The sequence below is a fragment of the Mesorhizobium sp. M0029 genome, from assembly GCF_040323735.1.
Lineage (GTDB): Bacteria > Pseudomonadota > Alphaproteobacteria > Rhizobiales > Rhizobiaceae > Mesorhizobium.
This window is the reverse complement of the sequence record NZ_JAMYVF010000011.1, coordinates 93,052-118,247: the sequence shown is the minus strand read 5'-3', so window position 1 is coordinate 118,247 and position 25,196 is coordinate 93,052. Positions and strand designations below refer to the sequence as shown.

Below are 25,196 nucleotides of genomic sequence, written 5' to 3'. Positions count from 1 at the left end.
AGGCGAAAACTATTCGGTTGCGGTGAGCCGGGGCCCTGCCCTACGCTCAAGCCACGACCAAGGAAGAGGCAGGATGCAGCAACCCGGCCGGGCCGCAGAGATCAAGGCAATCGGGATCGGCAAGAGCTTCGGCTCGTTCCGGGCGCTGGACGACCTGACGCTCAATATCGGCCGTGGCGAGTTTTTGACGCTGCTCGGCCCCTCCGGCTCGGGCAAGACCACCTTCCTGATGATCCTGGCAGGCTTCGTGCAACCGACCGCCGGCAAGCTTTTCAGCGACGGTTTCGACATCACCGATCGGCCGGCAGAGCAGCGCGCCGCCGGCATGGTGTTCCAAGGCTATGCGCTGTTTCCGCATATGTCGGTCGAGGCCAACATCGCTTTCCCGCTCAAGGTACGCAAGAAATCGGCCTCCGAGATCAAGCGCCGCGTTGCCGAGATGATCGAGCGCGTCGGCCTCAAGGGCCATGAGACGAAACTGCCGGCGCAGCTTTCCGGCGGCCAGCAGCAGCGCGTGGCGTTGGCCCGCGCTTTGGTGTTCGAACCCGGCGTGCTGCTCCTCGACGAGCCGTTCTCGGCGCTCGACAAGAGCCTGCGCGGCCAGATGCAGGCCGAGATGAAGCGGCTGCATCAGGAGACCGGCACCACCTTCGTCTTCGTCACCCACGACCAGAGCGAGGCGCTGGCGCTGTCGTCGCGCGTCGCCATCTTCAACCACGGAAAATTGCTGCAGGTCGGAGCGCCGGACGAGGTCTACGACCGGCCGGACAACCGCTTCGTCGCCGAGTTCCTTGGCGAGATCAACATGCTGCCGTTGAAGGGGGTCAAGCCCGCCGACAATGGCTCGACAGGCCTCTGCGAGGACCGCGCGGTCAACATGCTCTGCAAGGCCGAGAAAGTCCGTGGCGATGCCATATTGGCGATCCGGCCCGAACATATGTCGATCACGCGCGAAGCCGCCGCCGGCGAGAACGGCATTGCCGCCACCGCCATCGGCTCGACCTATCTGGGTGCGGCGACCAAACTCGATCTGACGACACGCCAGGGCGCCAAGGTGACCGTCTCGGTGCCGAACGAGGTCGCGGCGGCTGCACTCAGCAAAGGCAATTCCGTCTGGCTGACATGGCCGGCGGAAAAGGGTTTCCTCCTTCCGGACGGAGGATGACGACGAGAACGGCGAAGTCTTCCAGCAAAGAATCTGGAGCGCGCCATAACCACCGGAACCAAAACGAAAAAGGGGAACTAAAATGACAAACCAAAGCAAAAAACAAGCCATGGACGGGCTGACCGCCCGGGCTGTGCGCGGCGAGATTTCGCGCCGGCAATTCACCCAGCTTGCAGCCCTCGTGCTGGCCGGCACACCGATGCTGCTGCGCTCGACCGGTGCCTTTGCGCAGGCCAAGGAGCTGGTGCTGGTCAACTGGGGTGGCGATGCCCTTACCGCTTATGACGCCGCCTACGGCCAGGCCTTCACCAAGGAAACCGGCATCACCGTCAAGATGGACGGTTCGGGCCCGACCGAAGGCGCGATTGCCGCACAGTTCAAGAGCGGCGCGCCGACCTGGGACCTTGTCGACGTCGACCCGTTCTCGGCCATCACGCTCGGCGCGCAGGGTGCGCTCGAGCCGATCGACTACGCCATCGTCGACAAGAAGAAGATGCGCGAGGGGTTCGGCTGGGAATACGCGGCGTCGACCTATTTCTTCTCCTATGTCATCGCCTATGATTCCGAGAAATACGGCAAGGACGCGCCGACCGGCATGGCCGACTTCTTCGACGTGAAGAAGTTTCCGGGCAAGCGCTCGCTCTACAAATGGGGCGTGTCGAGCTGGGAAGCAGCGCTGCTTGCAGACGGCATCGCGCCGGCATCGCTCTACCCGCTCGACCTGAAGCGAGCGCATGACAAGATCGCCGCTTTCAAGGAAAACGTCGTGGCTTACTGGGGCGGCGGCGCCGAGAGCCAGAGCGTGCTGCTCAACGGCGAAGCCTCGATGGCGATCGTCTGGTCGACCCGCGCCTCGCTGATCGAGCAGGATTCCGGCGGCAAGATCAAGTTCATCTGGGATCAGGGCCTGATCTCGCCCGGCGCGCTGGCAGTGCTCAAGGGCAACCCCGGCGGCAAGGACGCAGCGATGAAGTTCATCGCCAGCGCCCAGGATCCGGAGAAGCAACTGGTGATGTTCGACAAGCTTGGACAAGGTCCGGCCAATCCGGCCGCCGACGCGCTGATCCCCGCCGACAAGAAGCGCATCAACCCGGTCGATCCCGAAAACATGAAGAAGCAGATCGCGCTCGACATGGATTGGTACGCCAAGAATTACGGGGCAGCACTCGACGAATACACCAAGATCATCTCGGCCTGACCAGGCCGGGCACGAGCTTCGATGAGAGGCACCCTCTCCGACAGGATGGGCGCGGCGGTGCTGATGGCGCCGCTGCTCCTGTTCCTTGTGCTGGCCTACGCCTGGCCGTTCCTCGGCGTCGTCAAGTGGAGCGTCACCTTGCCGACACCGGGGCTCGGTCAGTATGGCGCGCTCGCCACCGATGCCCTGGTGCGGTCTGTGTTCATCCGCACGCTGCGCATCGCGCTGATCGTCACCGTGGTTTCCGTGGCGGCGGCATACGCCATCACCATGGTGTGGGTGCGCGGCAGCCCGGCACAGCGCATAATCGCTGAATTCTGCATTCTCGTCCCCTTCTGGATCTCGGTGCTGACCCGCGCCTTCGGCTGGGTGGCGCTTTTGTCCAACCGCGGCCTGATCAACACCTGGCTGCAATCGATCGGCTTCATCTCCGAGCCGCTGGCGCTGGTGCGCAACGAGTTCGGCGTCATCGTCGGCATGACGCATTTCCTCATTCCCTTCGCGGTGTTCCCGCTGGCCTCCGCCATGCGCAGCCTCGACGAGCGCGTGCTGCTCGCGGCGCGCGGGCTCGGCTCCAGCCGTATGCGCACCTTCTGGACCGTGTTCGTGCCGATGACGCGCTCCGGCATCATCGGTTCGGCGATGATCGTGTTCGTCTTCTCGCTCGGCTTCTTCGTCACGCCGGCGATCCTCGGCGGCGGCCGCAGCGTGATGATCGCCGAGCTGATCTATCTGCGCATCTTCCAGAGTCCCGATTGGGGACTGGGCGCGGCGATCAGCGTCGTGCTGGTGCTGTTCGTCGGCGCGCTCATGGCGCTGCTGTTCCGCTATGTCAGACCGAAGCAACTGATCTGATGCCGACCTATCGCCCCGGTCCCGTCTCGCTGATCCTCGCCGTGCTGGTGGCACTGTTCCTGCTGCTGCCGCTGCTGGCGGTCATCCCGGTGTCGCTGACGCCAAGCCGCATGCTGGCTATGCCGACGGGCGAACTGTCGCTGCGCCACTACCGCGCGCTGATCGAGGATCCGCGCTGGTTCGACGCCATCCTGCTGTCGATCCGCATCGGCATCGTCAGCAGCGTCATCTCCACCGTGCTGGCGCTGTGCTTCAGCCTTGGCGCCTGGATGTTCCAGCCGCGATTTACCGCCGCCCTTGTCGGCTTCGTGCTGTTGCCGATGGTGGTGCCGCCGGTGGTCTCGGCGATCACGCTCTACTTCCTGCTGACGTCGATCTCGGGCATGAGCTCGTTCTTCGGCTACGACACCTGGCTCGGCGTCGCCATGGCGCATTCGGTGATGACGGTGCCTTTCGCCACGGTGCTGATCCTGGTCGCGCTCAGCCAGCTCGACCGCCGCATCGACCTTGCCGCGCGCGGCCTTGGCGCCGGCGTGTGGGAACGCGCCACGCGCATCATCATGCCCAACATCAGGTTCGGCATCGTCACCGCCGCGCTGCTGTCCTTCGTGCTGTCCTGGGAAGAGATCGGCGTCACCCTGTTCATCACCTCGGTCAACGCCATCACGCTGCCGCGGCTGATGTGGATGGGCCTGCGCGACAACATCGACCCGGCGATCGCCGCGCTCTCGGTGATCCTGATCATCATCACCGTGCTGGTGCTGGCGGTGCGGACTGTGGTGGTGAAGATGCGCGGCGGGCACTGAGCCAAGGTGGCCAACAACAATCGGCGATAGCCAAGCCGCTGTGTGAAGGGCGTTACGGACGGTGAGCGCCGGGTACATTACGCGGCGTCATGGGAAACCTGCCGCTGGTGACATTTGCCTTCGTGTCGGTGCTCGGAATGGCGGTTCCGGGACCGGACGTCGTGCTCGCCATCACCAACGGCTCCCGCTACGGTTTTCGACGCGCGTTTCTCGGCATGGCCGGCGTCGTACTGTCTGATTTCGTTCTTATCAGCATCGTCGCGCTGGGCTTCGGCGCTCTTTTGCTGGCTTCGGAATTCTATCTCTCGGCTCTCAGGATGTTCGGCGCGGGCTATCTGCTTTTCGTCGCCATCGGTACCCTGCGCACCGCATCCCGACCTTCGTTCAACGCTAACCTTCCCGAAACACGCCATTCAGCCAAGGCACTCATTGGGCGCTGTTTCTTGGTGGCGGTCACAAATCCGGCGGCCTGGCTGCTTTTCCCCGCGATCCTGCCGCATTTTGTCCGCGTGGATGAGCCGATCGCGATCCAGTATGGCATCCTGGCCATTATCGCCGCGCTTGCCGATGTGTTTGTGCTGACGTTTTACGCAGCCCTTGGCGCGCGGGCTGCAACGCTTCTGGCTGGGCCAAACGCCGTGTGGATCGACCGGTTTTACGGTATCGCCCTGCTTGGTCTTTCGAGCACTTTGATCCTGCAGTCCCTCGGGCATCTGAGATAGTCGACACAGGACTACACAGGGCCGGATTTAGCAATCGGTCCGCCGTCAGCTTGCGAAGAATCTCGACAGCCTTGCAGCCGTGTCTTCGGGGTGCTCTTCCGGGAAGAAATGCCCACCCTTGACCGAGCCGCCTTTGACGTTATCAGCCCATTGCCGCCAGATCGCCAACGGGCCGCCCTCCTCCGCATACCAGTTCTCCAACCCGCCCTCGCCGCTCCAGAGCGCAAGCAGCGGGCATCTGATGCGACAGCCATCAGCCTGGTCCTGCGCGTCGTGCTCGCGGTCGATGCCTGCGGCGGCGCGATATTCCTCGCAGATGGCGTGGACATGGGCGGGATCACGCAGCGCCTCGATATAGGCGGCCCTGACCTCAGCGGGAAAAGCATCTGGAGCCGAGCCCCAGCCGGCGATCGCATTGTCGACAACTGCGTCGGGTGCTGCGGACAACAGGCGCTCAGGCAGCGGTTCCGGCTGGGCGAGCAGGCTCCACGGCCAGAAGGCCAGCGCCAACCTGGCATCGGCCCGATCCCAGGCGGAGGCCGTGGGGACGATGTCGAGAACGGCGACTTTCGACACGGTTTCGGGATGGTCGAGCGCCAGCCGGTAGGCGACGCGGCCGCCACGGTCATGGCCGGCAACCGTGAAGCGGTCGAAGCCGAGAACGTCCATAACCTGCACCATGTCGCGCGCCATCGCTCGTTTGGAATAGGCGGCATGATTGGCTCCGGAAGCCGGACAGCCGCTTTGTCCGTAGCCCCTGAGATCGGCGGCAACCACGCTGAAGTGCGAGGCCAGGGCCAGCGCTATGTCGCGCCACATCACATGCGTTTCGGGAAAGCCATGCAGGAGCAGCAGCGGCGGCCCTGAGCCAACGGCCCTGACGAAGATCGATGTCTCCTCCATTTGAACGGTCCTGGCGTCAAAGCCCGCAAACATCAGCTGCCCCCAACCATTCCGTGGCTGGAAAGGATGCGCAACACCTGGACACCCTTCGGCAATTCGATCAGGAACTCCTTGTCGCGGTCGAGATGGTGGATGCTTTGCGGATCGCCGCCGGTAAAGGCGGCCATCGCCTCGACGCTCTCCCAATAGGAGATGGTGACGAATTCCGAATGCGTCGGCGTGTCCTCGCGAAAAGTCTGCACGCCAAGCGCTTTCTCGATCAGCGGCTTGATGCCGGCCTCGTAATTGTAGCGCTCATAGGCATCGGCCTTGTCGGGCAAGGTCCTGCCGCGCCAGATGCGCGCAATGGTGGGCGTCTTCGGTGCCATCTCCTATAACACCCGAAGGCGCGCCGCGTTCCGACTATCCTGACTGGCCGCACAACTGGCTGATAGTCGACGTATGGCAAAGGTTCCGTACAGTAACTTGCACTGGACACGCGGCTATCCTGTCAAGCCCAAACGTGCTCTCTTGTGCTCAACTTGGGAGGGCACAATGAAACTACGTCTAGCTTTCGCTGTATTCACCGCAGGAATTTTCTTCGCATTGTCGGCTGCCTCGGCCGGACAAGGGGAACAGCAAAACATCAACTTCCTGGCTCGGATGTCCGATGCAAGGTTAAATTTGGCCGCCAGAATGGCCGGTGACCTCGTTGGCGTAAGGCAAAGATGTCCGGCGTTGAGGCCAACGGAAGACGGAAAAGCAATTTTCGCCGTCCCGGTCCTTTTGTATGATGGGCGGGACAAACACCTGACCCCAGACCCCCGAAAGTTCAACATGGCCATCCATACCTATGACAGGGCTTTCGCAATGGCGGCCCAGAGATCGGCAAGTTGCCAAAGCGAGAGGGCCAAATACCCGAAACTTTACCGGTAGATGGCTAACAAGGACCACCTTCAGTCTCCGGCGCCGCGACGCCTCACCTAACGTATTGAAACTATTGGCAGGATTCGAACCTGTGACCATCGGCTTAGAAGGCCGGTGCTCTATCCGGCGGAGCTACGGGACCGCTGCCGTCAGCGAACGCGCCCTACCTTCAGGCAGCATGCAGGGTCGGGATGGCGCTAACGTCAACTTCGCGCTCCGCATGCCAGGCATCATACGCGGCCTGCATCCTGAGCCAGATCGCGGCAACATCGCCGAACATCTTGCCAAGGGCGGGCGGCCACGGCAGGCGATACCGGCTTCTTCTCACGGATGATATCGTAGAGCTGCTGGGCGCGAGATTCAGAGCAGATTGGCGATTTCCACCTTGGTCTTGCCGGTGGCGGGAACGATGTCGTCGAGCAACGCGCCAGGATGGGAAGGGCAGCGCTCGGTCGTTCTGTTTCGTTCGTACACCTTCAGAGTGCTACCCATATGCCAGGTACAAACCGTAACCTATGTGTCCGGAATGGACCCGGCAAAATTGGCGATCCCGACAGGATTCGAACCTGTGACCATCGGCTTAGAAGGCCGGTGCTCTATCCAGCTGAGCTACGGGACCGCTGGCCGGCATTTGATATCTTGGCCGGCTGGTGTCTATGTGCCAGGCGCTGACCGCCGGTCAATGCGTCCAGGGTATCCTGCGGTCATAGCGGAAATTTTCCGCATAGGAAATCTGCCGGCGCTTGGTCTCTTTCGGCTCCTCGACACGGAAGGCCAGCCCCTGCTTTTCGGCATAGGCCACCGCTTCTTCCCTGGTGTCGAAGGTCAGCCTGATCTGGCTCAGCATGTCGCCCGATGTGGTGTAGCCCATCAGCGGGTCGATCTTCTTGCGTTGGGCGGGATCGAATTCCAGCACCCAATGGCCGGTCTTGGCCTTGCCGGACTGCATCGCGGTTTTGGCTGGGCTGAAAATTCGCGCGGACATGGGCACCTCGTAGCTGCGTTGGCGGTAGCGCCGCCTTATTTCAGTCAATACTGTGCAACACTGCCGACGGCAAGGCCGAAGCGGCCTGCAACCAGGCCGCTTCGGCAGCGGCATCGGCCCGATACACTGGCGTAGCATCAAAAGTCATGGTCATGATGGCGACACAAAGAGGCATGGACGCAGGGATTTTGCACGCCGAGGCCGACAGCCAAGCGATTTTCGACGGCGCGATCGTGATCGGCGCCGGGGCAGCCGGCTTGACCGCAGCCCATGCGCTGCTCAAGACCGGCGTGCCTGTGATGGTGTTGGAAAAGGAAGCCCGGCTGGCCGAGCCATGGCACGGGCGGCACGAGCGACTGCATCTCAACACGCATCGCGACCTTTCGGCGCTGCCGGGCGTTTCCTTTCCTGCCGGCACCCCTGCCTTTCCGCACCGAAACACCATAATCGGCCATTTGAACGAATTCCACGCCATGCACCGGCTGCCGGTCGAGTTCGGCATTGCGGTCGAGGAGATAGGCTTCGAGGGCGACCACTGGCTTGTGCGGACCAGTGCCGGGCCGCGGCTGGCGCGCCATGTCGTCATCGCCACCGGGCGCGACCGGCAGCCCTTCATTCCGGCCTGGAAAGGCATGAAGGCCTTTGCCGGACGCATCATCCATTCGGCCGCATTCGGCGACGCCAAGGCCTATGCGGGCAAGAAAGTGCTGGTCGTCGGCGCCGGCAATTCCGGCTTCGACGTGCTCAATCACCTGGCGGCAGCCGGCACCGGACAGATCTGGCTGTCGGCGCGCAACGGTCCGGCACTGCTGCCCAAGCGCCTCGGCCAGATCGCCGTCCACCGGTTTTCGCCGATCCTGGCGCGGCTGCCGTTCAAGCTCGCCGATGCGGTGATGGCGGCGACGCAGCGGTGGGCCTTCGGCGACCTCACGGCCTACGGCCTGCCGCCGACGCCTTCGGGCGGCGCAAGCCGGCTGGCGTCGGATTATACCGCCATCGCCACCGATGACGGCGCCGTCGATGCCATCAAGGACCGCAGGATCATCGTGCTGCCAACCGTGCGGGAATTTACCGGCGACACGGTCGTTTTCGACGATGGCGCGACGATCCAGCCCGATATCGTCATCGCCGCGACCGGCTACCGCACCGGGCTCGAGGCCATGCTGGGCAAGCTCGGCGTGCTCGACCAAAAGGGCGTGCCGCTGTTCAACGGCGCCGACAGCGACCCGAAACTGCCGGGCCTGTGGTTCACCGGCATGCGGCCAAGCATCCGTGGCTGCTTCGCCAATGCTCGCATCCAGGCCAAGGCGATCGCAGCCAGGATTGCGCGGGAGCGCAGACCGCCAAGCCCCGTTTGATGTTTTAGGGGTTGCGCGACAGGGTCCGGAACCGTATACGCCGCAGGGCCTCGGAGTGTAGCGCAGCCTGGTAGCGCATCTGGTTTGGGACCAGAGGGTCGGGAGTTCGAATCTCTCCACTCCGACCATTTTTTCCCACAAAGCCAGTCCTTGCCCAAGGTATCACCTCCCAAGGTCGCCAATGGCTGCCTCGCCGGTTGCGCCTGGCGGCACACATTGCCAAGCAGCAGCCGCTCGCCGATCGGACCCTACATTGGAACACCAGTTCGCTCCGAGAGTTGTGTATGTTCAACCCAAGGAGCAAACAATGAAAACCCTTCTCATCGCCTCGATGATCGCGTTCGCCGGAACGGCGGCTTTGATCGCACCGGCGCAAGCCGCCAGTCTGACTATCCAGTCCGATGACGACGATCAATATTCGTCCGACGATGGCGATATACAGATTCTTCGCCATCACCAGCGCCACAAAGACTATAGCGACGACTATGGCGACGACTACAGCGACAACCAGGATGGCCAATGGCGGCGCCACCATCGCCATCACCGCTGCCATATCGAACTGGTCAGGCACTGGCGCCATCACCACAGGGTCGTCGAAGAGGTCAGGGTCTGCGGCTGATCCGATCGCTTTAGACCTGCTACGGCCGAGTTTGGCGACCGGAGCACCAATCTGACCTAAAGCGCGTCTCATTTGAACGGACTCACGCGACGCGCTTGAGGTCTTGTTTGATGCATGCGGTTCTCTCAAAACCGGGGCCACTTGAGCGACATGCATCAGGCGCCCGTGTCATCGAACAGCATCCCTTCGGCGGGTTTGGCTGAAAATCGACGCAGGGATAATCCCCTCGCTTCCACCACTATCGCCGGTCTAAAAGCGCGTCGCGCTGAAACGTATCCAGGCGACGCGCTTTGATTTTTGTTTTGATGCATGTCGTTCCCTCAAAACCGGGACCACTTTTGAGCGACATGCATTAGACTCCGGGCAAGGGGAGATTCTGGATGCTTGGTCTCGAGGCATGGCTTTCGCTGATTGGCCCTGCCTACTTCGCTTACATCGGCATCACGGTTCGGTTCGTCGTCGTCTGGGCCATTATCTGTGCGGCCCTGTGGATCTGGAACAACCGGCCGAGCAAGAGGCAAGGCCCTCCCCGCTCGTGGCCCGCCAGCGTGCTGTTCTTTGTCGTCGTTGCCGCGTGCTACGTGGCAGCGCATACGGTGGTCTATCTGCTGGTCCGGTATCTGGCGGCGTTGTGGGCATAAACGTAGCTCTATAGAGCGCTCTCGATATCGGTCTTCGAAAAATCGTCGCCAACATAGAGCAAGCGGCAGGCTCGATCCTTTGCCACTTCATAGGCAAAGCAATCGCCGAAATTGAGCCCGGCCGGATGAATACCCTTGCCCCATCGCCCATACGCCTCGGCTATGCGCCGGCCAGAGGCTGGTGTCACCGCCGTGACCTCGAAGCCGAGCCCGCCGATCAGGCCGGCCATTTCCTCACCGACATTGCGCCTGTCCGCCACGATCAGCGCCTCGGCCACTGTGCCAGCCGAGATCAAAATATCGTCTTCGGCTTCCAGCGCCGCTATGCAGGCACTGGATTGAGGTTCGGCAAGAACGATCGCCATCAGGGCCGAGGTATCGACCACGATCATTCGGGCAGGCCATCGTCGCCATAGAGGAAGTCCTGGCTCGGCGCGGCATCCGGCCCGGCCTTTGCCTTGGCAGCGCCGGATGCTCGCATTGCCTCCAGTAATGCCCGGCGGCTTTTCCTGTCAGGGACAGCCTTCACGGGAACAAGGCGCACGGCTGCATGACCATGACGGGTCAGGATAACTTCATCACCCGCCTCGGCACGACGGACCAGTTCGGTGAGCTGCCCCTTGGCGTCTGTAACGGATACCTGCATTGACCACTCCTTTATGGACCGTGCTCTGGTCCATATTCAAGAAGTAGACCATCTAATGGTCCATTTCAATGCAGGACGATGAAGATCTTGCGACTCGGTGAAATCTGAATGACAGCTGGCGCGCAATCGGGCTTGCGGCGATTCTATCTGAAGGTAAGCTCGCCGGGCGAGAACCCCAATCATCACTCCCGGCGAGCCTACAACCCGATCAGGAACGCGATCAGGACCGGGGTCAGCCGGCAAACGCAGTGTTGCAAGATGGATGCCAGAGGTTTCTTCTCGAAATGGGACAGGAGCGGAGTCTTCTCCTTCCACTGCCTACACCTCGAACTCGCCCTGCCCTTCGTCCAATGCGCTGACGGTTTCGGCGGCGAGCGCCCTGGTGATCGGCGTCTTGCGCTCGAGCGCGGTGCGGTCGAGGCGTTCGACCACGCGCATGGCGGTGGCCAGTGAGCGCTCGATGCGGCGCACCAGATATTGCACGACATGCGGCTCGACCTCGACCTGGCGGTCGGCGAAGAGTTTGGTGATGACACCAGCCAGAAGCAAATCGTCCGGCTCATGGATCTCGACCGTTGCCGCCGCCTTCAGCCGCGAGGCGAGATCGGGCAACGTCACCCTCCAGGCGGCGGGGAAGCGCCGCGCCGTCAACAGCAAGGTGGCCCCGGCGCCGCGCACTTCATTGATGAGATGGAACAGGCCCGCCTCGTCGATGGCTGTCTTGTCGACATCGTCGATCAGCGCCGGCCGGCCGCCAAGCCCGGTGATGGCATTGCCGATGCGCTGGGTATCGACCGCCACAGCGTTGGCCCGCGCCTGCCAGATCGAACCCAGATGTGTCTTGCCGGAACCGGCCGGGCCGGCGAGCACGATTACCGGCGACGGCCAGTCCGGCCAGCGGTCGACAAGGGCTGCCGCCTCGCGGTTGGTGGCCGACACCACCAGTTCGTCGCGCGAGTAGCCGGTGCCGTGGCCAAGGTCGAGCGGCAGCTGGCGCGGCGGTTCGGTCATATGATCCGTCACGTTCAGCCGCGCGGCGACCGGTGGCCCCCGCCGCGAGCGGCGGGCAGCGGCGGGACGGGCTCGGTGGAGTGTCCCTTGTAGAGAGGCGATTCGAGATAGCGGGCAATGGCAAACCGCACCAGCACGGCAACCGCCGCCGAAGCAGGAACGGCGATCAAAAGGCCGACGAAGCCGAACAGGGCGCCGAAAGCGAACAGCGCAAACATCAGCCAGACCGGGTGCAGGCCGACGCTTTTTCCGACCAGCCTCGGCTGGAGGATGTTGCCCTCGATGAACTGGCCGATGAAGAAGACCACCGCGACAGCAACGATCATGGTCCAGTCCGGCCAGAACTGGACGAAGGCGACGCCGACGGCCAGCACCAGCCCGGTCAGCGAGCCGACATAGGGAATGAAGGAGATCAGCCCGGCGAAGAGGCCGATCAGGATGGCGAAATTCAGCCCGGTCAGCGTCAGGCCAGTGGCATACATGCCACCGAGCACCAGGCACAGCGTGCCCTGGCCGCGCACGAAGCCGGCGGTCGCGGTGTTGATGTCCCTGGAGATCGCCCTGACCGTCCCGACATAATCGCGCGGCACCCAGCTGTCGACGACCGCCACCATGCGATCCCAGTCGAGCAGCATGTAGAAAGCGACAACCGGAGTGACCACGAACAGGCTGACCACCGACACCAGAGCAACGCCGGAACTCCAGATCGAGGTGAAGACGGTGCTCAGCAAGCCGAAACCGGAAGTGAGCAGCGAATTCAGCCCGTCGCGCAGGCCATTGGCATTGACGCCGAATTTCTGCTCCAGCCATTTCGGATCGAAGCTGGTGATCAGCGACTGCAGCCGGGTCAGATATTCCGGCAGCTTGCTGGCGAAATCGGCCATCTGCGTGGCCAGTACCGGAACCAGGATGACGAAGGCCAGCACCAAAAGAACGATGAAGGCAATCAGGATGACCACCGTCGCCATCAGCCGGGAGAGGCCGAGGCGTTGCAGCCGGTCGGCGACCGGGTCGAGAAAATAGGCCAGCACCATGCCGGCAACGAACGGCAACAGGATGCTGGAAAAAATGTAGAGGAACAGCGCCAGGAAGATTGCCGTGCCCAGCCAGAAGAAAATCTGGCGGCGAAACGCCAGGGACGCAGCCGCGTCTGCTAACGCGGCAGTCGCGGCATTCTTGTCAACTACCCGGGGTGGAGCCTTCGCCATAGCCGCTCATATGCCTCAGCCAAGCCACGAGATAGGCCGCGGCCGAAGCCACGGTCAAGACCCCGGACAGCAATATGAGCGCAGGCCTGAGCGGGTCGAGGTGGAGGCCAAGGGCAAGTTCGCCCAGCACCACGGCGCCAGCACGATCTGGGCGGCGGTGTTGGCCTTCGACACATAGAGCGGCTTCATCTCGACCGGATGCGCCATGACCGTGGACAAAAGCACGGCGCAGATGATCAGCGCATCGCGTGACACCATGGTCACCACCAGCCACAGCGGCAATTTCCCGATGAAGCCCATGACCACGAACACCGAGACCAGAAGCACCTTGTCGGCCATCGGATCGAGATAGGCGCCTAGTCTCGATTGCTGGTTGAAGCGGCGGGCGATGAAGCCGTCGACGCCATCGGAAATGCCTGCAACGAGAAAGCCGGCAAAGGCCCAGTCCCAGCGCATGTTCAGCATCGCCAGTACGACGGCCGGAACCAGCACGAAGCGCAGGATGGTGATGAGGTTGGGAATGGTCAAAGGCATGTCCCGCCATGCTTATTCTGCAGATAGATGATGGAGTTGGATTGTGGGTGCAAGGACCAGCGGTGAAGGGGCGACTGTCCACGTATTTATCTTGGGCAAAAGCCCGGTATCCTGTCGTCATCCTTGCCCCCCGAAACCATTCATGCGAAGAGCCGCCGAGGGAAACAGGGATGCGCCGACGATGAGCAAGGGCGACCGGGCCAAGCGCAAGAACGGGCTCACCTATGCCGAGGCGGGCGTCGACATCGATGCCGGCAACCTCATGGTCGAGAAGATCAAGCCGCTGGTGCGCGCGACGCGCCGGCCGGGCGCCGATGGCGAGATCGGCGGTTTTGGCGGCCTGTTCGACCTCAAGGCGGCGGGTTTCACGGATCCGGTGCTGGTTGCCGCCAATGACGGCGTCGGCACCAAGCTGAAGATCGCCATCGATGCCGGCAAGCACGACACGATCGGCATCGACCTCGTCGCCATGTGCGTCAACGACATCGTCGTGCAGGGCGCCGAGCCACTGTTCTTCCTCGACTATTTCGCCACCGGCAAGCTCGACCCCGACCAGGGGGCGGCAATCGTCGGCGGCATAGCAATCGGCTGCCGACAGGCCGGCTGCGCGCTGATCGGCGGCGAGACGGCCGAAATGCCCGGCATGTATCACGACAAGGATTACGACCTGGCCGGTTTCGCCGTCGGTGCTGCCGAACGCGGCCAGTTGCTGCCGACCGACGATATCGTCGAAGGCGACGTGCTGCTTGGCCTGGCTTCCTCGGGCCTGCATTCGAATGGCTTTTCGCTGGTGCGCCGCATCGTTGGCGTCAGCGGTCTTGCCTGGGGCGATCCGGCGCCGTTCAACGATGAGGCGACGCTGGCAGAGGCGCTGCTCGAGCCGACCCGCATCTATGTGAAGTCGGTCCTCAAAGCGATCCGTGGCACGCACGGCATCAAGGCGCTGGCCCACATCACCGGCGGCGGTTTCCCCGAAAACATCCCGCGCGTCCTGCCAAAGGACTTTTCCGCAGAGCTCGATCTCAATGCCATCGATGTGCCGCAGGTGTTTTCCTGGCTGGCGAAGACTGGCGGCGTGGCGCCGGAGGAGATGATGCGCACCTTCAACTGCGGTATCGGCATGATCCTCGTCGTCGCCTCCGGCCAGGCCGCACAGGTCGCAGCCGTGCTGCAGGAGGCCGGCGAGACGGTGACGCCGATCGGCCGCATCGTGCCGCGCCGCGACGCCGGCGTTATCTATCGGGGCTCGATCGGCCTATGAGCAGGAAACGCACGGTTGTTTTGATCTCGGGACGCGGCTCGAACATGACGGCGCTAATCGCGGCGGCGAGCGACCCGGCCTATCCCGCCGAGATCGTTGGCGTCATTTCCGACCGGGCCAACGCCGCCGGCCTCGGCATCGCGGCCGCGCGCGGTATCCCGACCAAGGTCATCGTGCGCGCCGACCATGCCAGCAAGGAAGCGCATGATGTGGCGATCGACGCCGCTCTGATTGCGTTCAACGCCGAGATCGTGGCGCTGGCCGGCTATCTGCGCATTCTCTCCCGCGGCCTGGTCGAGAAGTGGCAAGGGCGCATGCTCAACATCCACCCTGCCCTGCTGCCGGCCTTCAAAGGGCTCGATACGCATGCGCGCGCCCTGCGCGCCGGAATTCGCATTCATGGCTGCACGGTGCATTTCGTCACATCAGAGATGGATGACGGCCCGATCATCGCGCAGGCAGCGGTGCCGGTGATGGTCGGCGACAACGAAGACACGCTGGCCGCCAGAGTGCTGAAGGCCGAGCACCGGCTTTATGCGCTGGCGCTCGGGCTGGTCGCCGACGGCAAGGCGCACATGGAAGGCGGCCGCACCGTGCTGGCGCATTTCGCCGACGATGCCGAAAACGGAACTTCCGTGGTGATGGCCCCCGACCCGCTGCGCGAAGAGCGCGATCTCGAACATCTGGCGCGGATCACGCCGTAGGCGCTTCAGGACCTGAAAGCCCTTGGATATTTTTGACAGCGCGATCCGGGGAAAAGGCGATCTCGCCGGCGTCTTTGAATATGACGACACTGAAGGGCCAGCAAACGCCACGGCTTATTTTTACCTATACGAAGCGCATGACGAGGTAGTTGGGCGGATCATCGGCGCAATTCATATTCGATCGGGTGCCTGGGCGATCACCGAAGCGGATATTGCCGTCCAATGGGACAAAGATGAGAGGCGCGTCGGCCTGTTCGTCTTCGGCACTTTGTCGGCAGCCTTTGATGCCGCTACGGGCGCTAAATACGGTGGCGGATACGGCAAGGACTTCCAGCGCGAAATTCCCTGGTCCTGAGATCTAACAGATGAAACAGCTGCTTCTTCTTCGCCACGCCAAGTCGAGCTGGGACGACCCGGCGCTTGCTGATTTCGACCGGCCGCTCGGGCCGCGCGGGCTGAAGACGGCGCCGCTGATGGGGCGCGAACTGGCCCGGCGCAGTTGGCAGCCTGACCTGGCGCTGGTGTCGCCGGCGCTGCGCACGCGCGAGACATGGCGGCTGGTCTCGGCGGAACTTTCGGCGAGCGTAACGGTGGAGTTCGCCGAGGCGCTTTTCGAAGCCACGGCTGGCGACATTCTGGCAGAGGTGCAGCAGGCAGTCGCATCGGCTGGCTGTCTCCTGGTGCTCGGCCATAATCCCGGCCTGGAGGACTTTGCCCGCCGGCTCGCCGGTCCGCGATCGGGTGTGGCTGCTCTAAGGAAACTTGAAGAGAAACTCCCGACCGGCGCCCTTGCCCGCTTTGTCATCGACGGCGACTGGGCGGATCTCGGCTTCGGCGCGGCCCGGTTGACGCATTGCATCAAGCCGAAGGATCTAAGCTAGACCAAGCTGCTTAACGGGCTAGCCGCAGGTGACAGCCGCAAACCGTGTTTTGAAAAGACCACGGTCAAACAAGGAGATAGGACCAATTGCTGGCGGATTGATTCAAGATCTTTGCGGCCCGAGTCGATTGCATAAAAACAAGAGCGGTGGGCCCGGCCCACCGCTCTTTGTGGTCGTAGATTTCTCAGAAAATCAACGACCCCAGATGCCCTGGCCGGATTCCGGCTGGTTCGAGTCGCCCTTGATCGTGAAATCGCCGAGGCTGGCCGGCTTGCGGATCGAGGCGGTATAATTGTGATCGATGTTGCCGGCGGGCGCTGTCACAGCAGGCTGGTTGACGCCGTCGGAGCCGTAGTGGTCGCTGCCTGCGAAAGCGGTGCCGGTGGCAAGGAGGATGGCAGCAGCGGTAAGTGCGATCTTGGTCATTTCAGGTAATCCAGATTTTTCAGTTCTGTCCGTCAAGTGGCGTGCCTTGGGAGGAATTCGCGTCGCTCGGACCACCCCGAAATGGGTGTGCGTTGCTGCCATTGCCAATCACAAAAATGTGCGAACCGAACCGTTCGGTTCGGTGTTGGAAGGCGCGAAATGGCGTAGTTGTTGCTATATTCTATTCTCTAGGCGGCTCCGACCTCCAACGCCCCTCGTTGCGTTACCCTTGCATCTCAAAAGGTCGTGAAGCCCAGTACGTCGCGCATGTCGTATTCGCGGGGCGGCCGGACGGCGACCCAGCGTGCTGCCGCAATGGCGCCGCGCGCGAACATCGAGCGGTGGCCCGCCGAATGGGAAAGCGTGAGCGTCTCGCCCTCGGCCAGCAAGCTCACGCTGTGCTCGCCGACGATGCTGCCGCCGCGCAGCACGGCAAAGCCGATCTCGCCGGCAGGGCGTGGACCTGTAAGGCCGTCGCGGATGCGTTTCGCCACATCGTCCAGCCTGACGCCATGTCCGCGAGCGGCCGCCTCGCCCAGCATCAGCGCCGTGCCCGACGGTGCGTCGACCTTCATGCGGTGATGCGCTTCCAGGATTTCGATGTCGGCGGCGGGACCAAGTGCTCGCGCCGCCTGCTCGACCAGCCCGGTCAGCATGCTGAGCCCGAGCGAGTAGCTGCCGGAGCGAACGATGGCGACGGACTTCGAAGCAGTAGCGATGGCGGCGAGATCGGCCGGCTCGAAGCCGGTCGAGCCGATGACCAGCGCCGGGCCGCCGCGGGCCGCGCAAGCTTGTGCAAGATCGACGGAGGCCGAAGGCGTGGTGAAATCGATGACGACATCCGCAAGCGCCAGTGCTTCGTCGCGCTCGACCAGCCCCTCACCGATGCTGCCCGGCCTGTGAAAGCGGGCGACGAGCGTCAGCCTGGGATCGGCCTCGACGGCCAGCGCCATCTGGCTGCCCATGCGGCCGAGCGCACCGGCTATGGCTATCTTCAACAGATGCGGCATGGCGGCTTTCACTGGAAATGCGAGTCACAACAATGATCTACCATGCCGCCCTGCCAGATTGATTCAGCCGGCGCCATGCGTCTTGAGCATCATGCCGGCGATCTCCTTGACCAGCTTGGCGGCAACCAGCGCGGTGAGATTGGAGACATCCTGGCTTGCATTGTATTCGACGACATCGGCGCCGACGATGGGCTGGTCGATCCGCTGGATCAGGTTGATCACTTGCCGGGTTGTAAGACCACCGGGTTCGCGGTGCGACACGCCGGGCGCACAAGCCGGGTCGAGGCCGTCGAGATCGACCGAGAGATAGACCGGCGTCTTGAGATCGAGCTGCAGATCCTCGCTGAAATGCCGCGCCTCGATCATTTCGACGCCGAAGCGCTTGAGCTGGTCACGAAGCTCATCATTGAGGGTGCGCAGGCCGATCTGGATCAGCCGGCCAGCCAGCCCCTCCTCCAGGATGCGCGCGAAGGACGAGGTGTGGGACCGCCTGTTGCCCTGATAGGCATCGTAGATGTCGGGATGGGCGTCGATCTGGACGATCGTTAGCCTGGCATGGCGGCGGCGCACGGCACGCAGCACCGGCCAGGCGATGGCATGATCGCCACCGAGGCTGATCAACGGGTGGCCGGCATCCAGCGCGCGGCCGACCTCGGCCTCGATCCGCTCCCATGGACCGCCGGCGCCTGAAAAGTCGATGTCGCCGTGGTCGACGAAACTGTCCGCCACATCGAAGCCGGTTTCGCTCCACGAGCTGTGCGCGTCGCTTTTGAGTTCCCGCCGGATCAGGGCCGGCGCTGCGGCCGCGCCCTTGAGATAGGACGAGTTCTCGTCATGCGGTATTCCCAGAAGCGAAACCCTGGTCATCGGCGTGCGATCTCCGGCAACAGGCAATCTCCCTAAACCCGGCAGCTGGCTGGCGATAGCAGTGCCGCTTGGGCCAGTTGCGAAGGCGATCAGGCGTCATTTCCCGATCGCGCCGCACAGTCTTTGCCTGACGATCGCGATATGGAAATCCGTGCCGTGCAACAGCCCGTCATCGTTGAAGTCGTAGCTGGAATTGTGCAGCGGCGGCGAGGTCTCGCCATTGCCGAGAAAGACGAAGCAGCCCGGTACGTGATCGAGGAAGCGGGCGAAATCCTCCGAGGCGGTCATCGGCTCCGCCGCGATGCTGGCGGCGCCATAGGCCAGCACGCGCCTTGCGGCGACAAAGGCCGCGTCCACCAGGTCGGCATCGTTCTGCAGCGGCACGAATTCCCTGCTATAGGTCACGTCGGCGGCGACATTGTAGGCAGCGGCGGTGCCTGCCGCGATGACCCGCATCTGGCGCTCGATCTCGGCGCTGACCTCGGGACGAAAACTGCGGGCGTCACCGAGGATGCGGGCGAGGCCGGGCAATGCGTTGCGGGTGCCGTCGGTGATCAGCTCGGTCACCGAAACCACCGAAATGTCGGCGGGACTCAGCCGGCGCGAGACGATGGTCTGCAGATTGGTGACCAGCGCGCAGGCGGCGACCAAGGTCTCGTTCCCGGAATGTGGCCGCGCCGCATGGCCGCCGATGCCCTTGAGCACGATCTCGAAATTGTCCTCCGCCGACATGAACGGGCCGGCACGGGTCTCGAAATGCCCGACGGGCAGGCCCGGCATGTTGTGCAGGCCAAAGATCTCGTCGAAGGGGAAGCGCTGCAGCAGCCCGTCATCGAGCATTGCCAGCGCGCCCTTGCCCCACTCCTCGGCCGGCTGGAAAACGAAACGCACGGTGCCGTCGAAACCACCCTCGGCGGCCAGCAGCTTTGCCGCGCCGAGCAGCATGGTGGTGTGGCCGTCATGACCGCACGCATGCATGATGCCGGGGTTCTGCGAGCGATGGGCTGTCGCGGACTGCTCGGTGATGCGCAGCGCATCCATGTCGGCCCTGAGCGCAATCGCCCGGTTGCCGCTGCCGCGCTTCAATGTGCCGACGACGCCGGTGCCGCCGACCCCCTCTGCAACATCGTCCAGCCCGAATTCGCGCAGCTTCGCGGCGACAAAGGCAGCGGTGCGCTTTTCCTCGAAGCCGAACTCGGGGTGCGCGTGCAAATCGCGCCGCCAGCCGGTCATTTCCTGCTGCAGCACATCACGATCGAGCTCAGCCATTTTCTCCCCGACCTATTTTGCAAGCTCACTGGCGACATCAAGCAGGATGTTGGCGCCGGCGACAAGCTCGGCATCTTCAGTGTGTTCGCGCGGATTGTGGCTGATGCCACCGGCGCTCGGCACGAAGATCATTGCCGCCGGCGCGAGGCGGGCCATCATCTGCGCGTCATGGCCGGCGCCCGATGTCATGCGCCTGACGCCGAGACCGCGGTTCTTCGCGGCCGCCTCGATCAGTTCGACGATGCCGATGTCGAATAGCACCGGTTCGAAGCGGGCGAGCCGCTCGACCGAGATCGATACGTTCTCCGAAACCTCAAGCTCCTCGAGATAGGCAGCAAGGGCCGCCTCATGCGCCTGCAGGCGCTGTTCGTCGGGATCGCGCAGGTCGATGGTGAAGACGGCGCGCGCGGGAATGACGTTGATGGCGTTGGGTTCGAAGCGCATCGTGCCGACCGTGGCCACGGTTGGCCCATTTGAAGCCCTGGCCCGATCGTGCAGGAAGGTGATGATGCGGGCGGCGGCGTGGCCGGCGTCGCTGCGCATCGACATCGGCGTGGTGCCGGCATGGTTGGCGGCGCCGTCGATGGTGATGCGCTGCCAGGAAATGCCTTGCAAATTCTCGACCGCGCCGATCGGCACGCCTTCACGCTCCAGCACCGGCCCTTGCTCGATATGAAGTTCGAGATAGGCATGCGGCTTGAGGAAGCCGGGTTCGCGGTCGCCGGCATAGCCGATGCGGGCGAGCTCCTGGCCGAGCACGCTGCCATCCGTGCCGATGGCGGCCAGCACGGCCTCGGCGCTGACGCCACCGGCATGGCATAGCGAGCCCATCATGTCAGGCGTGTAGCGCACGCCTTCCTCATTGGTGAAAGCGGCGACCGCGACCGGGCGCGACGGCGAAAAGCCCGAAGCCTGCAGCCTCTCGATCACCTCCAGCCCGGCCAGCACGCCGTAGCAGCCATCATAGATGCCGGCATCGATAACGGTGTCGATATGCGAACCGATGAGCAGCGGCGCCTGCCCGGCATTGTCGGGGCTTTGCCAGATGCCGAAGATATTACCGACCCGGTCGATGGCGACTTCCAGCCCGGCCTGCCTGAGCCAGCCGACAAAGAGGTCACGGCCCTGTCTGTCTGTGTCGGAGGCGGCGAGCCGGATCAGCCTATCCTCACTGTCGCGGCCAACGGCGCCGAGTTCCCGGATGCGGCCAAGCAGACGCTGTGCATCGATCCCGATCATGGCTATGCCTCGGCCTTCAGCTTGCCGGCCAGCACATCGGCGGGGCTCTGCCCGACCAGCTCGGTATAGCGATGCGGGTCTGTGGCGCCTTCGGTGTTGATCAGCAGCACGCGGGATTTGTCGTCGAGCCCGAGCGCGGCCTTGTGGTCGGCCACCGCCCGGATCAGCCCGGCCAGACCGACGCCGCCGCTTTCGCCGGCGACGATCACTGGATCATTGCCAGCCGGCCGTGCCAGCCGCCGCATCACCGCGACCGCCTCCTCCTCATCCACTGTCATGAAGGCATCGGCAACCCGCGCCAGAACGCGCCAGGCAACTTGCGAGGCCTCGTAGCATTCGAGCATCGCCATCACCGTCGGCTGATCGTGTGCGACCTTGACCACGTGGCCCGCCCGGGCGGCTGCGACAACGCAGGCGGCGCGGGCTGGCTCGACGACGATGAAGGTCGGCCTGGCGTCACCGAGCACGATGGCGAGATGGCCGGCCAGGGCGGCGGCAATGCCGCCGACACCGGCCTGCACGAAGACATGGGTCGGCGGCTGCGGCAACTGGCGCAAGGCTTCGCGCACGATCGCCGTATAGCCCTGCATGACCAGACCGGGGATGCGCTCGTAGCCCGGCCAGGAGGTGTCGGACACCACGGTCCAACCTTGCTCAGCTGAAACCTCGGCGGCCTGCCTGACCGAGTCGTCATAATTGCCGTCGACGCGGATCATCTCGGCGCCATAGCGGGCTATTGCTGCAATGCGCGCCTCGCTGACGCCGGCGTGAACGAAGATTGCCGCTTTCGCGCCAACCAACTGTGCACCTTGCGCGACCGAGCGGCCATGATTGCCGTCGGTGGCGCAGGCAACCGTCATGCCGGCAGCGACCGCCCGGACGTCGAACCGGTTGAGATCGGCCACGTCAACGGGCCGACCAAGCGATCGGCTCGCCTCCTCCAGCACCAGTCGAAAAACGGCATAGGCGCCGCCGAGCGCCTTGAAACTGCCGAGACCGAGGCGAAAGCCTTCATCCTTGATGTGGACGGCGCCGAGGCCGAGTTCGCCGGCCAGCGTCGGCAATGCATGCAACGGAGTTGCGAGGTGATTGTCGCGATGGGCAAGAAAGCGCTCGACCTTATCGGCACCGGCATTCCCCAGCGTTTCGGCATCGACCGGATCGAGCGGCCGGCGGTGCAAGGCATTGCTGTTGAGCAGGAACACGGGTGGCCTCCTTTGGGTGTGACGAAATCATATTGCAGCCGAGGCGCAAATAGCGCTGTTATTGGCGCTTCGAAATGCAAGTTTGTTTCGCCAGGATAGCGCTTTGCCTCGATCGCCTTCGCTCGACAGTTTCGACCTGGCCATCCTTGCCATCCTGCAGCGGGACAACACGACGCCGCAGCGGCTGATCGGCGAAGCCGTCAACCTGTCGGCGCCGGCGGTGCAGCGGCGCATCAAGCGCATGGAACAGTCCGGCGTCATTGCCGGCAACGTCGCTGTCATCAACCCCGTTGTGGTCGGCCAGCCCATCACCATTTTCGTCGAGGTCGAACTGGAGAGCGAACGCTCGGACCTGATCGACGCGGCCAAGCGGCAATTCTCGGCAGAGCCCGAAGTGCAGCAATGCTACTACGTCACCGGCGAGGCCGACTTCATCCTAGTCATCACCGCGGCCGACATGGGGGCCTATGAGGCCCTGACGCGCAGACTGTTCTTCGACAGCAAGAATGTCCGAAAATTCCGCACCTTCGTTGCCATGGACCGTGTCAAGGTGGGGCTGACGGTGCCTCTGCCGGGATAGCCAGTCTCTTTTACGCAATTCCGGACGGAAAACCGCTCACACTTTTCCTGGAATTGCTTTAGCCCGCCGGCCGCAGCCAGACCTTGTTGTCGTGAAAGGCAGCGCCGCCATAAGGTGCCGGCGCATCGGCGCCGGTGAGCACATTGATGCCTTCGCCACGCTCATGGGCGCTGTTTGGCCAGATGCCCTCGCCGATCACCACGCCGCGCTTGAGGCCTTCGAACAGCTTTGCGTGCAGCACCACCTCGCCACGCCGGTTGCCGACCTCGATACGGTCGCCGTCGCCCAATCCAAGCGCGGCGGCATCGTCCGGGTGCACCAGGAGTTCCGGCCGGCCTTCCTTGGCTCTCGACACAGGTGTCTCGGCGAATGTCGAATTGAGAAAGTTGCGCGCCGGCGATGTGGCGAGCCGGAACGGATGCTCCGCATCCGCGACCTCGATCAGGTCGACATGGTCGGGGAATTCCGGGAGCTCCGCCACCGGCCCGAACAGGCCCATGATTTTCGGCGGCCGGTTGGGCGCCGCCTGCCCGCTCCAATTGGCGCGGAAGTGAAATTTCTTGTCGGCATGGCCGAAACCATCGATGAAATGCGCCGCCTCGAAATCCGGCTGCAGGTCGACCCATTTGTCTTCCTTGAGGCTGGCGAAGGAGCCCAGCCCGCGCTTGCCGAGGATGATGTCGATATGCTGCTGCTCGGTCAGGCCAAAGCCCGGCCGGTCTGCGACGCCGAGACGCTGCGCCAATTGCTCGATGACGAAATGGTTGGTGCGCGGCCCTTCCGGCGGTTCGATCAGCTTGGGGCCGAGCGTGATGTGCTGGTTGCCACCGCCCTTGTAGACGTCGTCATGCTCGAGAAACATCGTTGCCGGCAAAACGACATCGGCGAGCTTTGCCGTGTCGGTCATGAACTGCTCGTGCACGCAGGTGAACAGGTCGTCACGCAGGAAACCCTGCTTCACCAGCCGCTGCTCGGGCGCGACATTCACCGGGTTGGTGTTCTGGATCAGCATCGCCGTCACCGGCGGGCCACCGTAAAGCGCGTCCGCTGCACCGGTCAGCACCGGGCCGATACGCGACTGGTCGAGATGGCGAATATTGGGATCGCGCATCGCGGCGCCTTCCAGCACATCCTGGTTGAGCTTGAAGATGCCGGAATTGGAATGGAAGGCACCGCCACCCTCATATTGCCAGGCGCCGGTGACGGCGGCGATGCAGGATGCCGCGTGCATGTTGACCGAGCCATTGCGCTGGCGGGCAAAGCCATAGCCGAGGCGGAAATAGGTTTTCCTCGTCGTGCCGACGAGGCGTGCGAAAGCCTCGATCTCGGTGACGGCAAGACCGGTGATGGCGGAAGCCCATTCCGGCGTGCGCGTCTCCAGATGCGCTTCCAGCCCCTTCGGATCGTCGGTGTATCTTTCGAGATAGGCGCGGTCGGCCATGCCTTCCCTGAACAGCACATGCATGACCGCGCAGGCCAGCGCGCCATCGGTGCCGGGCTTCAGCACAAGGCCTATATCGGCCTGCTTCATCGTCGCGTTCTCGTAGACATCGATGACGACGATCCTGGCGCCACGCTCCTTCCGCGCCTTGATGGCGTGGGTCATGACATTGACCTGCGTGACCACGGCATTGGTGCCCCAGATCACCACGCAGTCGGACTTCGCCATCTCGCGCGGATCGGGACCACGCAAGGCGCCCGCTCCCATCATCCAGCCGGTCCAGGCCAGATTGGTGCAGATCGAGCCGAAGAAGCCGGAGTATTTTTTCGCATGGCGCAGCCGGTCGATGCCGTCGCGCTGCACCAGCCCCATCGTGCCGGCATAGAAATAAGGCCAGACGGTCTCGGAGCCGTATTTTTCCTCGGCCGCGATGAATTTCTCGGCGACGAGGTCGAGTGCCGCTTCCCAGCTGGATTCTTTCCAGATGCCGGCGCCCTTGGCGTCGGCGCGAACAAGCGGCTTCAGCAGCCGGTCGGGATGGTGGACACGGTCGGCATAGCGCGCGACCTTGGCGCAGACCACACCAGCCGTATACGTATTGGACTTGGCGCCATGGACACGGCCGATGCGGTTGCCATCGAGCAGTTCGACCTCGAGCGCGCAGGTCGAAGGGCAATCATGCGGACAGGCGGAGTGGCCGATTCTGACCTTGGCGTGCTGGTTCATGCGGCGTTTTTAGCGGGTTTCGCGGGCGGC

At 63.4% G+C, this 25,196-nt stretch carries 28 protein-coding genes, 3 tRNA genes and 2 pseudogenes; 15 read left to right on the top strand and 18 right to left on the bottom strand.

All coding sequences use genetic code 11. The features are described 5' to 3' along the window. Positions 1-73: 73 nt before the first annotated feature. The 5 genes from NKJ76_RS19260 to NKJ76_RS19240 all read left to right on the top strand — a co-directional run bounded on the left by NKJ76_RS19260 (position 74) and on the right by NKJ76_RS19240 (position 4,746). A complete protein-coding gene (locus tag NKJ76_RS19260; RefSeq protein WP_023693915.1) occupies positions 74-1,165 on the top strand; it encodes an ABC transporter ATP-binding protein in 1,092 nt (363 codons plus the stop codon). 82 nt (positions 1,166-1,247) lie between these two features. Next, entirely contained in the window at positions 1,248-2,363 is a 1,116-nt protein-coding gene (locus NKJ76_RS19255) for an ABC transporter substrate-binding protein (RefSeq protein WP_352538120.1), read from the top strand. Positions 2,364-2,384: 21 nt separating this feature from the next. Continuing rightward, a complete protein-coding gene (locus NKJ76_RS19250; RefSeq protein ID WP_352538119.1) occupies positions 2,385-3,218 on the top strand; it encodes an ABC transporter permease in 834 nt (277 codons plus the stop codon). Next, complete coding sequence (locus NKJ76_RS19245) at positions 3,218-4,024, top strand: ABC transporter permease (RefSeq protein WP_023743839.1); 807 nt, start codon at positions 3,218-3,220, stop codon at positions 4,022-4,024. Before NKJ76_RS19250 ends, NKJ76_RS19245 begins: the two co-directional genes overlap by 1 nt. A gap of 89 nt (positions 4,025-4,113) precedes the next feature. Continuing rightward, complete coding sequence (locus NKJ76_RS19240) at positions 4,114-4,746, top strand: LysE family translocator (RefSeq protein ID WP_352538118.1); 633 nt, start codon at positions 4,114-4,116, stop codon at positions 4,744-4,746. Positions 4,747-4,791: 45 nt separating this feature from the next. Here NKJ76_RS19240 and NKJ76_RS19235 read toward each other — a convergent pair whose 3' ends face one another. Both NKJ76_RS19235 and NKJ76_RS19230 read right to left on the bottom strand, forming a co-directional pair. Next, positions 4,792-5,682 (bottom strand): alpha/beta fold hydrolase, encoded by an 891-nt coding sequence (locus NKJ76_RS19235; RefSeq protein ID WP_502902325.1) that lies wholly within the window; start codon positions 5,680-5,682, stop codon positions 4,792-4,794. Then, on the bottom strand, positions 5,682-6,017 hold the full coding sequence (locus NKJ76_RS19230) for an antibiotic biosynthesis monooxygenase family protein (protein WP_352459606.1): 336 nt from the start codon (positions 6,015-6,017) through the stop codon (positions 5,682-5,684). Before NKJ76_RS19230 ends, NKJ76_RS19235 begins: the two co-directional genes overlap by 1 nt. Positions 6,018-6,183: 166 nt before the next feature. Between NKJ76_RS19230 and NKJ76_RS19225 the strand changes: the two genes are divergently transcribed. Further along, positions 6,184-6,564: a hypothetical protein gene (locus tag NKJ76_RS19225; RefSeq protein ID WP_352538116.1), complete on the top strand. Its 381-nt coding sequence runs from the start codon at positions 6,184-6,186 to the stop codon at positions 6,562-6,564. A gap of 66 nt (positions 6,565-6,630) precedes the next feature. On the opposite strand, the gene NKJ76_RS19220 is transcribed toward NKJ76_RS19225, so the two are convergent. The 4 genes and pseudogenes from NKJ76_RS19220 to NKJ76_RS19205 form a co-directional block, all read right to left on the bottom strand. Then, positions 6,631-6,689, bottom strand: a tRNA-Arg gene (locus NKJ76_RS19220). A 35-nt stretch (positions 6,690-6,724) separates the two neighbouring features. After that, positions 6,725-7,047 (bottom strand): annotated as a pseudogene (locus tag NKJ76_RS19215) (HigA family addiction module antitoxin). 50 nt (positions 7,048-7,097) lie between these two features. Then, positions 7,098-7,174, bottom strand: a tRNA-Arg gene (locus NKJ76_RS19210). A 60-nt stretch (positions 7,175-7,234) separates the two neighbouring features. After that, a complete protein-coding gene (locus tag NKJ76_RS19205) occupies positions 7,235-7,540 on the bottom strand; it encodes an ETC complex I subunit (protein WP_023670294.1) in 306 nt (101 codons plus the stop codon). 173 nt (positions 7,541-7,713) lie between these two features. On the opposite strand from NKJ76_RS19205, the gene NKJ76_RS19200 reads away from it, so the two are divergent. The 4 genes from NKJ76_RS19200 to NKJ76_RS19185 all read left to right on the top strand — a co-directional run bounded on the left by NKJ76_RS19200 (position 7,714) and on the right by NKJ76_RS19185 (position 10,158). Next, a complete protein-coding gene (locus NKJ76_RS19200; RefSeq protein ID WP_023711887.1) occupies positions 7,714-8,898 on the top strand; it encodes a flavin-containing monooxygenase in 1,185 nt (394 codons plus the stop codon). Between the two features lie 51 nt (positions 8,899-8,949). Continuing rightward, positions 8,950-9,026: transfer RNA gene (locus tag NKJ76_RS19195), tRNA-Pro, on the top strand. A 179-nt stretch (positions 9,027-9,205) separates the two neighbouring features. After that, entirely contained in the window at positions 9,206-9,517 is a 312-nt protein-coding gene (locus NKJ76_RS19190; protein ID WP_023689055.1) for a hypothetical protein, read from the top strand. Between the two features lie 380 nt (positions 9,518-9,897). Beyond that, positions 9,898-10,158, top strand: a complete 261-nt coding sequence (locus NKJ76_RS19185; RefSeq protein WP_352538115.1) for a hypothetical protein — start codon at positions 9,898-9,900, stop codon at positions 10,156-10,158. A gap of 8 nt (positions 10,159-10,166) precedes the next feature. On the opposite strand, the gene NKJ76_RS19180 is transcribed toward NKJ76_RS19185, so the two are convergent. The 5 genes and pseudogenes from NKJ76_RS19180 to NKJ76_RS19160 form a co-directional block, all read right to left on the bottom strand. After that, complete coding sequence (locus NKJ76_RS19180; protein ID WP_352538114.1) at positions 10,167-10,550, bottom strand: type II toxin-antitoxin system VapC family toxin; 384 nt, start codon at positions 10,548-10,550, stop codon at positions 10,167-10,169. Continuing rightward, complete coding sequence (locus tag NKJ76_RS19175; protein ID WP_352538113.1) at positions 10,547-10,804, bottom strand: type II toxin-antitoxin system Phd/YefM family antitoxin; 258 nt, start codon at positions 10,802-10,804, stop codon at positions 10,547-10,549. The genes NKJ76_RS19180 and NKJ76_RS19175 overlap by 4 nt, the downstream gene beginning before the upstream one ends. A 318-nt stretch (positions 10,805-11,122) precedes the next feature. Next, positions 11,123-11,815 carry a DnaA regulatory inactivator HdaA gene (gene hdaA / locus NKJ76_RS19170; RefSeq protein ID WP_502902323.1) on the bottom strand — a complete coding sequence of 231 codons (693 nt, stop codon included), beginning with the start codon at positions 11,813-11,815 and terminating at the stop codon, positions 11,123-11,125. Between the two features lie 14 nt (positions 11,816-11,829). After that, positions 11,830-13,023 (bottom strand): AI-2E family transporter, encoded by a 1,194-nt coding sequence (locus NKJ76_RS19165; RefSeq protein ID WP_023711891.1) that lies wholly within the window; start codon positions 13,021-13,023, stop codon positions 11,830-11,832. Next, positions 12,995-13,551, bottom strand: a pseudogene (locus NKJ76_RS19160) (CDP-alcohol phosphatidyltransferase family protein). Before NKJ76_RS19160 ends, NKJ76_RS19165 begins: the two are co-directional and overlap by 29 nt. Before the next feature lie 187 nt (positions 13,552-13,738). On the opposite strand from NKJ76_RS19160, the gene purM reads away from it, so the two are divergent. From purM to NKJ76_RS19140, 4 genes are read left to right on the top strand one after another with little or no spacing between them, the layout of a single operon-like run. Next, positions 13,739-14,818 carry a phosphoribosylformylglycinamidine cyclo-ligase gene (purM, locus tag NKJ76_RS19155; RefSeq protein ID WP_023689059.1) on the top strand — a complete coding sequence of 360 codons (1,080 nt, stop codon included), beginning with the start codon at positions 13,739-13,741 and terminating at the stop codon, positions 14,816-14,818. Next, positions 14,815-15,522, top strand: coding sequence for a phosphoribosylglycinamide formyltransferase (gene purN / locus NKJ76_RS19150; protein ID WP_023670282.1), 708 nt, complete (start codon positions 14,815-14,817; stop codon positions 15,520-15,522). Before purM ends, purN begins: the two co-directional genes overlap by 4 nt. A 22-nt stretch (positions 15,523-15,544) precedes the next feature. Then, positions 15,545-15,877 (top strand): hypothetical protein, encoded by a 333-nt coding sequence (locus NKJ76_RS19145; protein WP_023731097.1) that lies wholly within the window; start codon positions 15,545-15,547, stop codon positions 15,875-15,877. 10 nt (positions 15,878-15,887) lie between these two features. Then, positions 15,888-16,403 (top strand): SixA phosphatase family protein, encoded by a 516-nt coding sequence (locus NKJ76_RS19140; protein ID WP_352538111.1) that lies wholly within the window; start codon positions 15,888-15,890, stop codon positions 16,401-16,403. Positions 16,404-16,595: 192 nt separating this feature from the next. Here NKJ76_RS19140 and NKJ76_RS19135 read toward each other — a convergent pair whose 3' ends face one another. The 6 genes from NKJ76_RS19135 to NKJ76_RS19110 all read right to left on the bottom strand — a co-directional run bounded on the left by NKJ76_RS19135 (position 16,596) and on the right by NKJ76_RS19110 (position 22,419). Continuing rightward, the gene (locus NKJ76_RS19135; RefSeq protein WP_023727317.1) at positions 16,596-16,829 is read right to left on the bottom strand and encodes a DUF680 domain-containing protein; all 234 of its coding nucleotides are present in this window, start codon (positions 16,827-16,829) and stop codon (positions 16,596-16,598) included. Between the two features lie 236 nt (positions 16,830-17,065). Continuing rightward, positions 17,066-17,839 (bottom strand): 4-hydroxy-tetrahydrodipicolinate reductase, encoded by a 774-nt coding sequence (dapB, locus tag NKJ76_RS19130; protein ID WP_023727318.1) that lies wholly within the window; start codon positions 17,837-17,839, stop codon positions 17,066-17,068. A gap of 63 nt (positions 17,840-17,902) precedes the next feature. Continuing rightward, complete coding sequence (gene speB, locus NKJ76_RS19125; RefSeq protein ID WP_023727319.1) at positions 17,903-18,706, bottom strand: agmatinase; 804 nt, start codon at positions 18,704-18,706, stop codon at positions 17,903-17,905. Positions 18,707-18,802: 96 nt separating this feature from the next. Then, complete coding sequence (locus NKJ76_RS19120; RefSeq protein ID WP_352538110.1) at positions 18,803-19,975, bottom strand: amidohydrolase; 1,173 nt, start codon at positions 19,973-19,975, stop codon at positions 18,803-18,805. Between the two features lie 12 nt (positions 19,976-19,987). After that, positions 19,988-21,214, bottom strand: coding sequence for a Zn-dependent hydrolase (locus NKJ76_RS19115; protein WP_031195177.1), 1,227 nt, complete (start codon positions 21,212-21,214; stop codon positions 19,988-19,990). 2 nt (positions 21,215-21,216) lie between these two features. Further along, a complete protein-coding gene (locus NKJ76_RS19110) occupies positions 21,217-22,419 on the bottom strand; it encodes a diaminopropionate ammonia-lyase (protein WP_352538109.1) in 1,203 nt (400 codons plus the stop codon). Between the two features lie 103 nt (positions 22,420-22,522). Between NKJ76_RS19110 and NKJ76_RS19105 the strand changes: the two genes are divergently transcribed. Next, positions 22,523-22,999 carry an Lrp/AsnC family transcriptional regulator gene (locus tag NKJ76_RS19105; RefSeq protein WP_023738646.1) on the top strand — a complete coding sequence of 159 codons (477 nt, stop codon included), beginning with the start codon at positions 22,523-22,525 and terminating at the stop codon, positions 22,997-22,999. A 58-nt stretch (positions 23,000-23,057) separates the two neighbouring features. Here the strand turns inward: NKJ76_RS19105 and NKJ76_RS19100 are convergent, their stop codons facing one another. Then, the gene (locus NKJ76_RS19100; protein ID WP_023711902.1) at positions 23,058-25,166 is read right to left on the bottom strand and encodes a molybdopterin-containing oxidoreductase family protein; all 2,109 of its coding nucleotides are present in this window, start codon (positions 25,164-25,166) and stop codon (positions 23,058-23,060) included. Positions 25,167-25,196: the final 30 nt, after the last annotated feature.